General features: G+C 44.3%; 11 protein-coding genes, 1 pseudogene and 1 riboswitch. Of the genes and pseudogenes, 4 read left to right on the top strand and 8 right to left on the bottom strand.

Translation table 11 applies throughout. The features are described from left to right. Window positions 1-22: 22 nt before the first annotated feature. The 6 genes and pseudogenes from AC58QT_RS28515 to AC58QT_RS28490 form a co-directional block, all read right to left on the bottom strand. Window positions 23-934, bottom strand: coding sequence for a cation diffusion facilitator family transporter (locus AC58QT_RS28515; RefSeq protein ID WP_497411938.1), 912 nt, complete (start codon window positions 932-934; stop codon window positions 23-25). A gap of 152 nt (window positions 935-1,086) precedes the next feature. After that, on the bottom strand, window positions 1,087-1,440 hold the full coding sequence (locus tag AC58QT_RS28510) for a DoxX family protein (protein WP_497411937.1): 354 nt from the start codon (window positions 1,438-1,440) through the stop codon (window positions 1,087-1,089). A gap of 100 nt (window positions 1,441-1,540) precedes the next feature. Beyond that, the gene (locus AC58QT_RS28505; RefSeq protein ID WP_497411936.1) at window positions 1,541-1,966 is read right to left on the bottom strand and encodes a MarR family winged helix-turn-helix transcriptional regulator; all 426 of its coding nucleotides are present in this window, start codon (window positions 1,964-1,966) and stop codon (window positions 1,541-1,543) included. Window positions 1,967-2,044: 78 nt separating this feature from the next. Next, window positions 2,045-2,845 (bottom strand): phosphotransferase, encoded by an 801-nt coding sequence (locus AC58QT_RS28500; RefSeq protein ID WP_497411935.1) that lies wholly within the window; start codon window positions 2,843-2,845, stop codon window positions 2,045-2,047. Between the two features lie 154 nt (window positions 2,846-2,999). Beyond that, window positions 3,000-4,703, bottom strand: coding sequence for an exosporium glycoprotein BclB-related protein (locus AC58QT_RS28495; protein WP_497411997.1), 1,704 nt, complete (start codon window positions 4,701-4,703; stop codon window positions 3,000-3,002). A 781-nt stretch (window positions 4,704-5,484) separates the two neighbouring features. Further along, window positions 5,485-7,038, bottom strand: a pseudogene (locus AC58QT_RS28490) (malate:quinone oxidoreductase); the annotation flags it as partial. A gap of 735 nt (window positions 7,039-7,773) precedes the next feature. Further along, a riboswitch (cyclic di-GMP riboswitch) is annotated at window positions 7,774-7,866 on the top strand. A 68-nt stretch (window positions 7,867-7,934) separates the two neighbouring features. Between AC58QT_RS28490 and AC58QT_RS28485 the strand changes: the two are divergent. From AC58QT_RS28485 to AC58QT_RS28470, 4 genes are all read left to right on the top strand, one after another. After that, window positions 7,935-9,605, top strand: coding sequence for a diguanylate cyclase domain-containing protein (locus AC58QT_RS28485; protein WP_497411934.1), 1,671 nt, complete (start codon window positions 7,935-7,937; stop codon window positions 9,603-9,605). A gap of 78 nt (window positions 9,606-9,683) precedes the next feature. After that, window positions 9,684-11,027, top strand: coding sequence for a spore germination protein (locus AC58QT_RS28480; protein WP_497411933.1), 1,344 nt, complete (start codon window positions 9,684-9,686; stop codon window positions 11,025-11,027). Between the two features lie 3 nt (window positions 11,028-11,030). Next, the gene (locus AC58QT_RS28475; RefSeq protein WP_497411932.1) at window positions 11,031-12,140 is read left to right on the top strand and encodes a hypothetical protein; all 1,110 of its coding nucleotides are present in this window, start codon (window positions 11,031-11,033) and stop codon (window positions 12,138-12,140) included. Further along, entirely contained in the window at window positions 12,137-13,222 is a 1,086-nt protein-coding gene (locus tag AC58QT_RS28470) for a Ger(x)C family spore germination protein (protein ID WP_497411931.1), read from the top strand. Before AC58QT_RS28475 ends, AC58QT_RS28470 begins: the two co-directional genes overlap by 4 nt. 267 nt (window positions 13,223-13,489) lie before the next feature. Here the strand turns inward: AC58QT_RS28470 and AC58QT_RS28465 are convergent, their stop codons facing one another. Both AC58QT_RS28465 and AC58QT_RS28460 read right to left on the bottom strand, forming a co-directional pair. Then, the gene (locus AC58QT_RS28465) at window positions 13,490-13,936 is read right to left on the bottom strand and encodes a transposase (protein ID WP_497411996.1); all 447 of its coding nucleotides are present in this window, start codon (window positions 13,934-13,936) and stop codon (window positions 13,490-13,492) included. A 110-nt stretch (window positions 13,937-14,046) separates the two neighbouring features. Then, the gene (locus AC58QT_RS28460) at window positions 14,047-15,771 is read right to left on the bottom strand and encodes a hypothetical protein (RefSeq protein ID WP_497411930.1); all 1,725 of its coding nucleotides are present in this window, start codon (window positions 15,769-15,771) and stop codon (window positions 14,047-14,049) included. Between the last annotated feature and the right edge of the window lie 53 nt (window positions 15,772-15,824).

The following is a 15,824-nucleotide window of genomic DNA, read 5'->3' as shown; positions in this document are numbered from 1 at the left end:
ACGCATAGCAAAAGAGGCCGCACTAAGTGCGAGCCTCTGCTTTGTCATTTTTGGGACTACTGGATACTTCGATAGGTTCAATGTGAATATGGACATGGGATATGTTATGAAGTTCATTCATTCTATTCTCAATATGCTCCGTAATGTCGTGACTTTCGCTTACGTTAAGCTCATGATCTACACCGATGGTCACATCAACCAGCTTATTGTTTCCATGAATGCGGGCTTTAACATCAATTACTTTTTCAACGCCAGGTATCTCGCGAATCGTCTTTTTAATGGTTTGAAGCTCCGCATCGTCAAAGCCATCCGTTAGCGCGTGCGTAGAATCGCGAAAAATATCCCATGCTGTTTTACAAATAATAAAACCAACAATAAGTGCCGTTATAGGATCCAGCCATGGCAATCCAAATTGAGAACCAACGATACCGACAAAAGCACCGATACTCACAAACGCATCCGAACGATTATCCTGTGCAGCCGCCATCATCGCATGACTGTTTATTTTCCTAGCCAAACGAACATTATACTGATAGACCAAGTACATAATAACGGCACAAAAAACAGCCGTCCATGCCGCAACCATATCAGGGGTCTCTATGCGCTCCACCCAAAACTTCGTAAATGCTTGATAGAGTACTTGAATACCTACTGCGAACATAATAAAAGAGGCAATTAACGCCGCTACGGTTTCCGCTCGATAATGACCGTACCGGTGATCTTTGTCCGGTGGTTTTCGCGATATTCTTAGCCCGACTAAAACAGCAATAGACGCAATAATATCTGTGGCATTATTTAAACCATCCGCTGATAACGCTTCGGAATTGGAGAAATACCCGATGGTTAACTTCAAAGCGGAAAGAATAATGTACGTGATTATACTTAACCAAGCACCTTTTTCGCCTTGCTTGATGTCATCATACATGTTTTCCATGCTTACACCACTCTCTATCTATGTCGATGACTATCATACTAGACGAAAGTTGTGTGGGTCTAGAGAAACAGTTTTGCTGACATCCTTAAAAGTAAGATCAAACAAACAATGTTGAGTAAGTCCAAAAAAAATACGACTAGAACAATTCTCAGCTACAAGGCAGCCGCCCCAAATAAGTGGCTTATCGCGATAACCGCGGACAATAAGCAGAGAATTATGGCTGGAATTGCCTTCGAGAACGGATCTTTTGCCACAAATAGCAACATACCTGCCGCTACCAGCATTGTTCCTCCTAAAAGAATTCCTGTAAGGGTTGCGACCATAGATACCCAGATTCCCACAATCATACCAATCGAGCAGACAATCTCAATAAGTCCCGTCAAAAAATTAAAAACAGGTGGCATTCCCAAGCGTTTGAATTCATTTGCCATTTTACCACTTATAATTCTGACCCCTGTAAACATAAAAAACACGCCCACTATCACTTGTAAAATCAAAATAATCATCGTTTTCACTCCAATCTTTTTGTATTCTCAAATACATGCTATAGCATGTATTTGATCTGTAGCGAATTTACCTCTTTCTACCTACTCACCTCCCTTCAGATTACTCATCTTTTACACTCGCGTATAGTTTTTCAAGAATAACTTTCAATTCACTGATTTCAGACATGCTCAGATATCTAGTCACATGATTATGGGCTTCGAGCACCACAGGAAGAACCTTGGATTTAAGCTGAACTCCTTTAGCGGTTAAGTATAAGTTATGCGATCGTTTATCCGTATCATTGACAACGCGTTTTACGATTTCTTTTTTTTCTAATGAATGAATCATTCGAACAATCGTCGTCTGATCCCGATCGATCGTTTCCGCTAAATCTTTTTGAGTTGTAGCTTTATCACTGTCGAGGACACTAAGAATCCCCCATTGTTCAGGAGTAATTTCAAATTGCTTTAGTTGTTTGGTAAAATAATTGTTCATTTTGACATTCGTACGATTAACCTGAAATCCTGTAATTTCGAATAGCTCCATCATTCTCTCCTTTGTTTCTCAGCCTGATTCACTCCGTATTATACATGCTATAGCATGTATAATCAATATCAGCCGAATTTATATCCAATCTTTGAAATGCTCTGTTACAAAATGAATTTCTCTCTCATAGTGCGCCAAGTGACCTTCATCCACCATTTTTTGAAAAGCAGGATTCCCGTCAGCGGCACCATTTCTCAGCGTATCACACAGTACAATTAAACGTTGAATAATCCACTGTTGCAGATTAGCAGGGACTGGAATTCCATAAGATTCAAAGAATAATTGAATTCGCCGACGGCGATCTGAGGCGTGTATGTCAGATTGGTAAGCCGTTGTTGTTCCTGAAGATGAGCCTGGTGCGAAACTTACTAGCGGAACCGATGTGTACAGGGAATAAGCAATATCCCACATGCGCGGCCCAGGACCTGCCATGTCAAAATCTATTAGCGCCACAGGAGCTTCATTCTGAAAAACAATATTATATAGCGCCGCATCATTATGGCAGATGACTTCGTGTTCAGTAACATCAGGATAACTAAGCTGCCATCTTGCCTCCGAATTAGGTATAAATGCTGTAGTCGCATCATGGAAACGACGCAAGAGGCAGGCCAACCCCCGTAAAGTTTCGTCCGACCACATGTATGGGTCAAGCTTTGGATAATTGTTCCCCGGAACTTCTCCGGTAATGAAGGTTACTATTTCACGACCAGCGTCATCGATTCCAAGAAATCTTGGCGCTCCTTCAAATCCTTGTCTGTCTAAATGTAGGAGCAATTCATGCACATTCGCACTCCAATAGCCTATGGGTCGGCGAACCGTATTCTCCTTGCGGACAATGTGATTTACATTACCGCCTTGCAGCACTTCTTCTTGAGTCAATGGGTTTCATTCCTTTTATGTTTCATTTCATATGCATCTTATTCTATTTCCATTTATGAAAATGGTCTATGGAAAGTTTAGTTTTACTCAACTTAAATAAAAAGAAGCACCCTCTAAAAGGATGCCTCTTTCCACTAATTCTGCGTGCAATGTGTTATACGATATTAACGCCACCGCTTGCATAACCAACAACTGTATTAATCAGTGTCAAGCCAGTAGCACTACAAGAGAATACCATGAGCAGTCGTGTTCCAGCAGTAACTGGTATGGAAAGCCCTGTTAATAAACCATCTGAAACAGTTCCAATAGCTACTGCTCCGGTGAGAGCTGGAGCAAGCGTGACTGCTGTTCCCGCAATAGGCGCAAAAGAGTTATCTGGTGCAGTTGATTCATACAATTGTGCCGTTACAGTAATCGTTGTGCCAACTAGAGCAAGTGCAACTGTATTACTCAAGAATGCAGCCATCGAGGTAATCGTGCCATCACGCGGCACGGAGAAGGCCATGTTGGCAACAGCCACCGTATCAATGAGACCACCAATCAGAGAAACACCTGCTGTACTAGTACCAAAAGCAACTAAACTTGTCGTACCGACCAAACCGCCTGCAATTGTTGTTAACGTAACAGGTAAGCCGGATGCGAAAGGAACAATTGCTCCCTCTCCAGTAGCTCCTGTTGCACCAGTTGCTCCGGTTGTACCAGTAGCTCCTGTTAGACCTGTGATTCCTGTTGCTCCTGTAGCACCTGTTGCTCCTGTAGCACCTGTTGTACCTGTTGCACCAGGTAATCCTGCATCTCCTGTTGCTCCAGTTGCACCTGTAGGTCCTGTTGGGCCTGTCCCGCCAGTCGCACCTGTTGCTCCTGTTAAACCTGCAGTTCCTGTTGCTCCTGTAGGTCCTGTTGGGCCTGTTCCTCCAGTCGCGCCTGTTGCTCCTGTTAAACCTGCAGTTCCTGTTGCTCCTGTAGGGCCTGTTGGGCCTGTTGGGCCTGTAGGACCAGTCGCACCTGATTCTCCTGTTAATCCTTCAGTTCCTGTTGCTCCTGTAGGGCCTGTTGGGCCGGTTCCTCCAGTCGCGCCTGTTGCTCCTGTTAATCCTGCAGTTCCTGTTGCACCTGTAGGTCCTGTTGGGCCTGTTCCACCAGTCGCACCTGTTGCTCCTGTTAAACCTGCAGTTCCTGTTGCACCCGTAGGTCCTGTTGGGCCTGTTGCTCCTGTTGGACCTGCTGGGCCAGATAATCCTGGAGTTCCTGTTGCACCTGTTGCTCCTGTTGCCCCTGTGGCGCCAGTCGCTCCTGTTAAACCTGTTCCTGTTGCTCCCGTAGGGCCTGTTGGGCCAATTGGGCCAGTTCCTCCAGTCGCACCTGTTGCTCCTGCATCTCCAGTCGCTCCTGTATCTCCTGTTGCACCCGTTGCGCCTGTTGCACCAGTCGCTCCTGTTGCTCCTCCTTCAGGACCTGGAGCTCCTGTTTCACCAGTTGCACCCGTTGCTCCTGTTGCTCCTGTAGCTCCTGTAGGTCCTGTTGCACCAGTGATTCCGGAAGCTCCAGTGACACCTGTAATACCTGTAGCTCCACTTGCACCCGTGATACCGGTTGCACCTGTTGCTCCAGTTGCTCCGGTAATGCCAGAAGCTCCTGTTGCTCCCGTAGCGCCTGTTGCACCTGTAGCACCTGCTGCTCCGGCTACTCCTGTTGCTCCTGTTGCTCCTGTTGCTCCTGTTGCTCCTGTTGCTCCTGTTGCTCCTGTTGCTCCTGTTGCTCCTGTTGCTCCTGTTGCTCCTGTTGCTCCTGTTGGGCCTGTGACTCCTGTATCATCGCCTACTTCGAATTCGATTTCCATTTCAGACCCGTCATACATCTGAACTTCAAATTCCTTTGCGAAAAACCAATTAATGCTGTCCAAAAACTGAGTAATCATTAGCTGTCTTTGAACTGGTCCCAGATCTTCATCTAGTTCTAGCTTTACTTTTTGTTCGTTGTAGTACTCAATTTTGAGCTTCTCAATATCTTCGATATCGAGTTGATTTAGTAGATTTTCAACTTGTGACCGTTTTGTTGGCAATTTGTTTCCCTCCCGATGATAGTTTTTTAGATCTATACAGTATAGTCAATTAGTTCCTCTAATTCTTGTACATCACACTAGTAAAAAGACATATTTTTCAATAGTTTAAAAGATTGGGTTATTTTGGGAGTCCATGAGTATGAATTACTTACTGTCATTAACTAAGTTTAAAAACTCAAATAGCCCTCACCTTTCCAGTCAGAAAGGTTAAGAGCATTAATTACACAATAGCGCCCCTTTCGGGCGCTATTTCCGGTGCCGTGCGCGGGTCGCTCTGATTTAGCGCCTCTTTTGGGCCTTAAATCCTCCCTTCCCGCCCATCCAGCGGGCGTTGCACTACTTTAGCGCCCCTTTCGGGCGCTATTTCCGGTGCCGTGCGCGGGTCGCTCTGATTTAGCGCCTCTTTTGGGCCTTAAATCCTCCCTTCCCGCCCATCCAGCGGGCGTTGCACTGCTTTAGCGCCCCTTTCGGGCGCTATTTCCCTTGCGCTAGCCCAAATTTCCCAGATTATAAAAAAACAGGCCGCAATCCCAAAGTCGGATTACAGCCTGTTTTTATTCGAAGTGATGACAGATCATTAAGTTTGACGTGCTGCCTGTAACGTTTTCTTTTCGCTCAGACCAAGAATCCGAGTTGTTGAAGAATGAATTTCATCAATAAGCTCTGGATGCTTCAGGAGTGACACACCATAACTCGGTATCATTTCTTTTATTTTCGGTTCCCATTCTTTAATTCGCTCTGGGAAACATTTCGCTACTAGCTCAAGCATAACCGATACTGCAGTAGAAGCTCCTGGAGAAGCGCCGAGCAATGCTGCTAATGAACCGTCTGCTGAACTAATGACTTCTGTACCAAATTGTAGTGTTCCTTTGCCAGCAGCTGTATCTTTAATAACTTGTACGCGTTGACCAGCTACAACAAGATCCCAATCTTCGCTTTTGGCGCTAGGGATGAACTCCCGTAGTTCTTCCATCCGTTTCTCTTTTGATAACATAACTTGCTCGATAAGGTATTTGGTCAGTGACATGTTCTTGGCACCTGCCGACAACATCGTCACTAAGTTATTCGGTTTAACTGAAGTTACCAAATCAAACATGGAACCTGTTTTAAGAAATTTTGGTGAGAACCCGGCAAAAGGTCCAAACAATAACGACTTTTTATTTTCGATAAATCGCGTATCCAGATGCGGTACAGACATTGGCGGAGCTCCGAGCTTCGCTTTGCCATAAACTTTGGCATGATGCTGCGCGACAACACTTGGATTATTACACACCATGAATATTCCGCTAACTGGGAAGCCTCCAATATTTCGGCCTTCAGGAATACCGGATTTTTGCAGAAGATGCAGGCTCCCACCTCCACCGCCGATAAATACAAATTTAGCCGTATGGCGCTCAACACTGCCGCTGTTGATATTGCGTATTTTCAATTCCCACGAACCGTCACCAGTACGTCTTAGATTATCAACACTGTGTTTATATTTAATATCAACGTTTTTCTTCTTTAGATGATCAAATAGTATACGCGTTAAAGCGCCAAAGTTAACGTCCGTACCGGAGTCAATTTTGGTTGCCGCGATCGGTTCATTGGATGGACGATCCTTGATAATGAGTGGAATCCATTCCATTAATTTTTTGGGATCCTCAGAGAACTCCATCCCTTTAAACAAGGAGTTTTTCGACATGGCTTCATAGCGTTTTCTTAAAAACGATACATTTTGATTCCCAAGAACCATACTCATATGAGGCAGTGGCATGATAAAGTCCTGAGGATCCTCGATAAGCTTGCCCTTTACAAGATAAGACCAAAACTGCATAGAATGTTGAAACTGTTCATTAATTTGGATTGCTTTACTTATATCTACAGAACCGTCTGGTTTTTCAGACGTGTAGTTAAGCTCGCACAGTGCCGCGTGGCCCGTACCCGCATTATTCCATTCGTTAGAGCTTTCCTCACCAGCATTTTCAAGTTTCTCAAAAACTTTAATTTCCCATTCCGGCACTAATTCTTTCAGAAGTGTACCTAAAGTCGCACTCATGATGCCAGCACCAATCAAAATGACGTCTGTTGTAGTTTGTCTGTTGCTCATTTTTACCATCCTTATACCCTGAAGTTTGCAGAAAAGATAAAGGCGCGCCTGCTTAAGCGTTACAGCAAGCCCGGTCGCGGCCTAATGAGACACCTTTTCCAGATCATTAATAAGCCAAACGAAAATTATTACTTACTATTATATGATAGTTATAAGCCATACGACAAGAAGTGCGTTGAAGAAGTCTTACACTCATGGGCATGAATTCATGTCCTTGTCATAATATGACGAGGCTTTCCAAGGTAGAATGGGGTAGAGGAGAGAACCGATCCAATTATTAGCAATACAAGTATGCCCAAATTCTAATTAAATAATTTTCGCGTCTCAAAAAAATTGCGAATTCCCCTCACTTTTTTGCGATTGCGCTCGTGGTTAACCAGTACTCTTTACCATTATCATTTCCTCCATAAAGTACTTTGCTTACTAACTAGAATACACCCTACTAATGGTAATGTGTATTTTTATGTTTTATTAAATTGATAAATTATTATTATCATCAATAAAACAAAATGAAAGGCATGAAACATTCACCTATGAAAGCCTGCGTCCATGTACCTGATGCCATCCCCTGCCACACCTCAGCTATCGGCTTAGCCACTTCAATCGTGGACTAATCCTTGTATTTTACCTATAAAGTAAATAACTGGGTCGACTTTACCTTTCTTTATCGAATTCGACAAAAGCCCGCAATTATCGCTATATACAGTTAATTTTTCCCTACTCTATAATGGTTAAATAGTAATAGATTTAGTGGGTATTATGCCTGTAAGTACGATCAAATTGAAAAGGCAAATCATCGGAAACGATGAGACGCAAAGCCATGGCCTAACGCATTCCTTACCCGAATGCTATGGTTGACAGGTTGCCGAATAACTAGGGATGATCCTTTATTCGGGATGATCCTTTTTTTATTCTGGGAAATGGGTAGGAGGGTTCTCATGCATCATTCGCAAGCGGAAAGTTATAATTATGTCCTTGTTTTGCTTTCTTTCGTCATTGCGTTGCTCTCGTCTTACACGGCTTTGAATTTAGCTCGGAAAGTGTCCAATTCAGTCGGATGGCACCAGAAAAGTTGGATTCTGTGTAGTGCCCTTGTCATGGGTGTAGGCATATGGTCTATGCATTTCATCGCGATGCTGGCTTATCATTTGCCTAGTGGCATCACGTATCATATATCTATCGTCAGTATCTCTGTTCTTGTGGCGGTCGGTGGGGCGCTGATTGGTCTCCTTGTGGCCTTTCAAGCCGGTTCGATTCGCTCTAGCTTCCTTATTGGGGGTACCATCATGGGACTCGCAATCAGCGGCATGCATTATATCGGTATGGCAGCTCTACAAAATGTGACGATCCAGTACAGACCCCTACCCTTCACACTATCTATTGTAATTGCCATCTTCGCTTCCATCACAGCACTTTATTTCTTTTTTAAACGCAATCATCAGAGACTGTTAACGAGCTCTTTCATTATGGGTGCCGCAATTACTGGCATGCATTATATGGGCATGGTAGCTGCTGACATGTCGTTCCCTACAGAAACTCATTCTCATAGTAGCAATGCGATGAATATGGAATTGGACTTCTACGTTGTAGCTATGTATGTGGCCTTCGGAGCCTTGCTCATCTTTGCAATCAGCTTCATTAGTTCGTTATCCGTTGATCGACGACTAGCCGAACAGATTGCACTCAAAGCTTCAATTTTGGAATCCGCTATCGATTGTATTTTCATGTTTAAATCGCAAGGCTGGATTATTGAATTCAACCCTGCGGCAGAAACGATCTTCGGTTACACGCGCCAAGAAGCGCTGAGACGTACGTTTTTCGATCTTCTCTTCCCGTTCGATCAAAATGGACAAGATGCTGCTTTATTGTATCAACTAATAAGTCAAAAGGCTGATTCCGTCATCGGCAAACGATTTGAAATTACGGCATACCGCGCTGATCGCACAACCTTTCCTGCAGAAATTATCATCACGAATATGATGTATGGTGGAAAAACCATTTTCACAGCCTACCTCCGAGATTTAACTGAAAAAAGAAAATCCGAAGCACTCATACATCAGTTAGCGTACTTCGATCATTTGACTGGATTGCCCAATCGCAATCAATTTAATGAGCAATTCCAACTAGCACTATCCTATGCTCAGCGACATCAGGAAACCTTAGGCGTGTTGTATTTAGATATTTACCGCTTCAAATGGATCAATGACAATTTCGGTCACCTGATTGGAGACCAAACCTTACATAAATTTGCTTCCTTACTTACGAGTTGCTTACCTGAGAAGGGCTCCGCCTTCCGACTTAGCGGGGATGAATTCGTCATCTTACTTCCCCAAGGGAATCAAGTAACCCTCATCGAACAAGCTCAAACCATCATTACCTTGTTAAAAATACCTTTCCGTATGGACATTGGCGATATTTTCGTATCTACAAATTTGGGGATTTCCATGTATCCCAACGATGGAGAAACCTTAGAGCAGTTGCTTAAACATGCCGATCAAGCCATGTATGCCGCCAAAGAGTTAGGTCGAAACAATTATCAATTTTATAAGCCAGGCATACAAATGAAATATTCGCAGCGAACTGGATTTGAACAATATTTGCAAGGATAACCTCCACTTCTGTTTATTCTCCCCCCTTTCAGGGCACGCTAAACCGCATGGTAATGTAAGGGAATTGGGGGAATTGGCATGATCGAACAAATCCGTGCTGAATTGAACAATCCAGCTGACCTATTCTATGACACCCTAGACAACGGCTATATGCCGATGGAAGTGATCTACTTCCCGTCTCTCTGCGATCTTGCTTTAATCAAAAATGGATTGACCGTTCCTTACTCCTATTGCTTTAATCCGGAAGAATTCGAACGGATGCTTAACGCGAATCCAGCCTTTGGGGTAGTGGATCAATCTGATCATTGGACACCTTTGCTGCTTAAAGGGGCTGTCCTTTTTCAAATTGAAGATCAAGTTTATCGATACGATGTACAACGGAAATTTCAGGACAAGCCCGACACCGTTCAGGTCGAAGTCGCGATTCAAGGACCGCAAAGTGCCTTAACTGAAGACTTGGATTTAAATATTAGCCTCGTTCGGATGCGCTATAATGCGCCATCCCTTTGCGTAGAAACGCATACAATTGGTCAAATTTCGAACACGCGCGTTACCGTTCTTTATGACAAAGGTCTGGTCAATGAAGATGTTCTTGGATTATTAAATGAACGGATTTCCAATATACAAATCAAGCTTCTTCAAGCTGCCGGCCAGCTTATGCAATCGCTATCGGGACGGAGACATCGTTTTTTTCCCGTCATTATCCAAACCGAGAGGCCGGATCGTATCGCAGCCATGCTGGAACGCGGCAAAATCGCTCTTCTTCAGGATGGCAGCCGCTTTGGGCTCATTCTTCCGGTACGGCTCTTTGATTTCCTGCATGCCATGGATGATGACTATGAATCCTATTGGATGAGCAAATGCTTACTCATTCTTCGCTATTTGGCTATGTTTTTAACAATTACACTGCCAGCCCTGTATATTGCAATTGTCTCCTATAATCCTGAGGTGCTTCGCGTTCAATTGACACTTTCGATTGCAGGAAGCCGTGTTGTCGTCCCCTATCCGTCCTTTATCGAAGTCTTCATCATGTTGTTCATGATTGAAGCCTTGAACGAGGCTAGCCTCAGGCTGCCACGCTATGTGGGCTCGACCGCAACAACCGTTGGGGGTCTCATTCTGGGGCAATCCATCCAACAGGCGGGGTTAGTCAGCTCCATTATGATTATCGTGACCTCCGTTGTCGCAATTTCCAATTTCGTCATTCCTAATAACGGTTTTGGCTACTCAGTACGCTTCGTTAAATATATCTTTGTCATAGCTGCCATATTCTTTGGGTTACTAGGTGTCGTCGTTCTAGGCTTCATCTTAATTTCCTATTGGTGCAGTCTTAGAAGCTTCGGTCAACCTTATCTGGCCTTCTATATCCCCAAACTTGAGGCGAAAGCACACCACTATAACCTTAGAAAGGGGTCAAAATAAGTCATGTCGCGGTATACCTACTATCACGTGCTCTATGTCGGCATGATTAATATCATGATGTTTGTCCCCTCGTTGTTGATCCGAGATCGGTTCAATGGTGCTGTTTCGGGTATGCTTATCGCGATGATGATTGGCACCATTCTTTCGCTTGGTACCATGGCATGCTTTGAGCGGTTTCCGGGACTCGGCTTTCCTGAGATCTGTGATCGGTATACCCCCAGGTGGTTTACGCAAGCCAATATCTTATTTGCTGCGCTAATCCTATGGTTACCAGCTGGCATTATCGTGATTTATGCTTATTCAGAAACGGTTCGTATGTTCTTCTACCCAGATATTAACCCCTATATGAATTTGTTTCTCATGGCAACCGCGGCCGTGTGGGCTTGCACGCGATCTACAAGGACTGTCCAATTCATTCATGAAACCGTGGTTATTCTTAGTTCCCCCATGCTCATTTTGTTTATCATAAAAGCCATTTTCAATGAAAATATTAACTGGGATGCGATACGCTATGTGGCAGGCTATGTGAATAAGCCTCCTTCTTTCACAACGATCGCGGCCTCTACCTTCTTATTCTCTGGCTATCTCAGCCTCCTCATTTTTAATCGGCTATATACAGTGGGGTTTAAATTTAATTTCCGCTGGATCGTGCCGTTATTTGGTATTTTATTCCTGCTGATTACTTTTTTTGTGCCTATCGGTTTTCATGGGACAGTTGGGGTTGAGGATTATGTTTACCTATGGAGTATGACAGCGGATTCCATGGTGCTCGAGTACGGGTTTATTAACCGTGTTTTGTTTGCCTTTCTGCTCCTCTTTACAGGTCTATCGCTATTGTTCGTCATGAATACCTGGCACACAACGATTATGTTGCTGCGCTACATGATCAATGGCTCCATTGAAGTTGAAGAAGACCCTGCTCCTTGGGTGAACGTATGGCTCGGATTAGGCATCGGTTTCATCGCTCTTCTTTTCATGCGGGTTATGAATCTGGAACGAAATCAGTATCTCTCCGAGGGCTGGTTAATACTTCGGTTTTTCCTTGAAATCTATTTCCTTTTCCTCATGATGTATTTCGTATGGAAGCAAAAAAAGGAACAGATCCAGTTATGAGAAACAAACTATTGCTCACCTGTCTATCCCTTCTACTTATCTGTTCATGTCTTAGCGGATGCAGCTTTAAGGATATTGACAAGCGCTTCTTCGTCGTCGCCATGGGTGTCGATTGGACAGGCAAAGAGGATAAACCTTATCTAGTCACACTGCGGCTCGCTATCCCCGCTTCAAAGGTCGGCGAGGGGCTCGCCGAAAGCCAGATCGAACACCAAGAAGCCAAAAGTATTGCAGAAGCCGTAAGGAACCTCAAAGCACACGTCGATAAAGAGCTTGATTTCGGTCATTGCCGTATGTTCTTATTTGGAGCTACCTTAGCGAATAAATCCCTCGAAGAGCCATTGAATTGGCTTACCCGAAGACGTGACATTCAATTAATTTCTTATACAGCCATCGCCGAACCTAGTGCACGAAAGCTGCTTGAGTCCAACCCAACAACCGAAAGACTTGCAGGGAACTCCTTTTTTCTCACCTTCGGAAAAGAGGGAACAGTATCTCCTTACACAGTAACTGCATTATTGTTTGACACCTTCCGACGCTTCAAGGAAAAAGGGTTAGATCCCTATTTTCCGATCATAAGCTTTGATGGTGATTCTTACGTTGTTGAGCATCTGGCTTTGTTGAACAAAAGCAATCAGTGTCTCGTCCTCAATCCGCAGGAGACACAGCTGTATAATATGAGTGCTAATGAGTTTAGCAAGGCAGGGATCGCTATCACGTATAATGAGAAACCGCTCGCCTTCTATGTAGCGAAAGTTACCCAACATATCTCGATTCCCAAAGCGGATATTCCGGTTGTTAAGATGCAACTCCATCTTACTGGCATGGTTGAACAGGGCACTTTGAAGTTAAATATTCACAAGGTACAACCGCAGCTTGAGCAGCATGTCAATCAAACTGTAGAGGCGCTCCTCTACAAGATCAGAGATGCCAAGGTTGACCCGTATGGGTTTGGGCTTCATTATTTGGGGCAGCACTTTGGTAAAGAGAAGGATTGGGAGTACTGGAAGTCCGTATATCCAGAGGTGAAGTTCGAGGTAGAAACGCATGTTAAAATCCAAGGCACTGGATTGGTACATTAGGATGCGTGACCAGCTAGCGATTGGTTGCTGTAACTCGATTTTTCCGAGTTACGGCAACCAGTTGGCCACGGATACCTGCTGTAACTCGATTTTTTCGAGTTGCGGCAACCAATAGACCGCGATTACGTGCTGTAACTCGATTTTTTCGAGTTGTGGCAACCAATAGACCGCGATTTCGTGCTGTAAGTCGATTTAATACGAAATAAAATGTTGCAAATTGGATATAATGATGCGTATAGGCAAAAAAAAGTCCCACTACCCGAAAAACTAACTTTTTCCGAAAAAATTAGTTTGCGCCTTGTTGTTTAATTGAATTTGATATCCAATCTGCTGGATATGTTTTATGTAGTACTCTAGCGTTTTTTCTTTAGGCGCACCACCGCCAATGGGTGCGTCTTCTTTATATGCCGTCTTATCTCTCATTAACGCATAGAGAATCCGAGAAAGTAGATGCGCCGTAGCTACACTCGCTATTTTGTCTCCTCTTCGTTTCCTTATCTGTCGAAAGAAACGACCGATCCGATTATTAGACCTACTATTTGCCCAAACTACCTGACAGAGTGTCGATTTAATGTGTTTGTTCCCTTGTACTGTTTTTGATTGTTTCTTCTTGCCTGCACTTTCGTTATTACCCGGACAGAGTCCCGCCCAAGAAGCAAACTGAGCATCACTTGAAAATAATTCTGCTACGTGCGGTCCTATCTCTGCAAAAATAACCGCTGCTGCTTTTGCTTCTGCTGTAACTCGAATTTTTCGAGTTGCGTGCGCTCAGCTAGCACTTGGGGAGCACGTAAGTCGATTTTCCCGACTTGCGACCCTCGATTTTATACAGATATAATATCCAAATGTATCTCTGCCTTATTCCCCGCGAAACGTAATGCCGCCATGCGATAAGCACCATTTCGGTTGCCATAGCCCATCTCCGAAATCACACAAGAACTATCATCCGAAGCTTTCACGCGATACGCGTACTCGCCTAATGAAACACGTATGTCTCCCTCATTCACCGTGATGGTTGTTCGCTCTTCCCCGTTATCCACCAGCAACGGAATTTGGACATAAATTTCATCCTGTTTCGAACCTAGCAGCTCGAATCCCAGACGCAGTCCCGTTCCATCTAATTCATACGTTTCTATGATGGCATCGCAACCTATCAAACCATCCCCCGTATATGTCACACTAAAATGAACAAGATCTTCCTGTTGAGTCACGATCGTAAGCTCATGCTCCAGACCGCTGCATGCCGCCAAATACTGGATCGACTCTTTATCCCCTCGCCAACCTGGACCTATAGCAGCGGCGATTCGTTCCAGACCCGGGCTAATCTGATAATGCTCCCCGATTGTCAGTGGTGTAGATAAAGCAAGCTCCGTTGGTGCCCCTCGCTTATGTAATCTTCCTAGCCCCGTAGCATCGTAACTGGCATTGGCAGAGGTATCAATTTGTAGGGAGTACCCGCCTGCATTAGCAACGATTTGATGAAAGCAATCCGGCGATTGCCAAACATAGCCTCCTGCCTCCGCAGGGCAGCTTGCTTCTGGTATCCCATCGTCAGCGAACCAATAGGCAATCGCTAAGAAAGCACCCATTGTGATCATATATTTATCATAGTAACCATACTCTTCAGTCCCATGCTTGGAAGCAATAGGGAAATTATTTTTGATGTGCCGCGGCGGTACTTGGGTCAGCCAACGTGTAATAGAAGTGACTGCCAAGTGTGCGCAACGTTTGAAGGCACCAGCAAGTTCGCTGTTGTGCATACGATCATATCGAACAGCCTCGTATTCTGCATTCGCGGCGACCAACGCCTCATTGAACAAGAATTGGTTGCTTCTCCCTCCAAATGCAAATTCATAGGCAGCAGATTGTGTATATAAGGTGGTTAACCCACCTTTTTTCAAATAACCATCGAGTTGCTCCGCATATTTCCCTTCATAGCCCAGCCCAATCATCAACTGAATATGACTGCGCGTTGTTAAGTCATAGAGCATCGGACAGCCTGGGTCCTTGTACATGCCAGTCGATTCCTCGAATCGGCCAAGCTGGATTGGCCAATGTTGATCAAAATAAGACGTCACATCCGTAAGTCCTCTTTTCTCACGCAAGAACTCACCAACCATATTGTAAACATTAATGTTGTGAAGCTTTTCGATAGGAACCTCATCACGAGCAACCGATTTATAGTTCCTGCTGGGGCAAATTTCTCGCAGGAGTGTATCCCAGCGGATAACATCATCCGCGCGGAGCCTTCCTGTCTCATGCATCATATGATAAGCGAACATGATCTCCTTAATGGCAAAATCAGCAGGGTAATCCCTCTGAATCGTGACAATTTCAAGGCAGCAATCCGTCATGATTTGTTCCCATAGGGGTACCAGTTGCAGTCGTCTTCCCCCGTGAATCAAACAAGCGATTACGGTAAGAATGCGCGAATAGGAATGTAAATCCAGGCGTGTCTGACCATCTGCAACCAACCGTTTTCTCAATTGTTCTTCCGGATACGCACCCAAGCTAAGCTCCAACATATCTAGATATTGGCTCTTCATCATCTCTTCATCATCTCTTCATCATCTCTTCATCATCTCTTCATCATCTCTTCATC

The organism is Paenibacillus sp. J31R109 (assembly GCF_059692055.1).
This window is presented reverse-complemented; position numbering and strand designations above follow the sequence as displayed.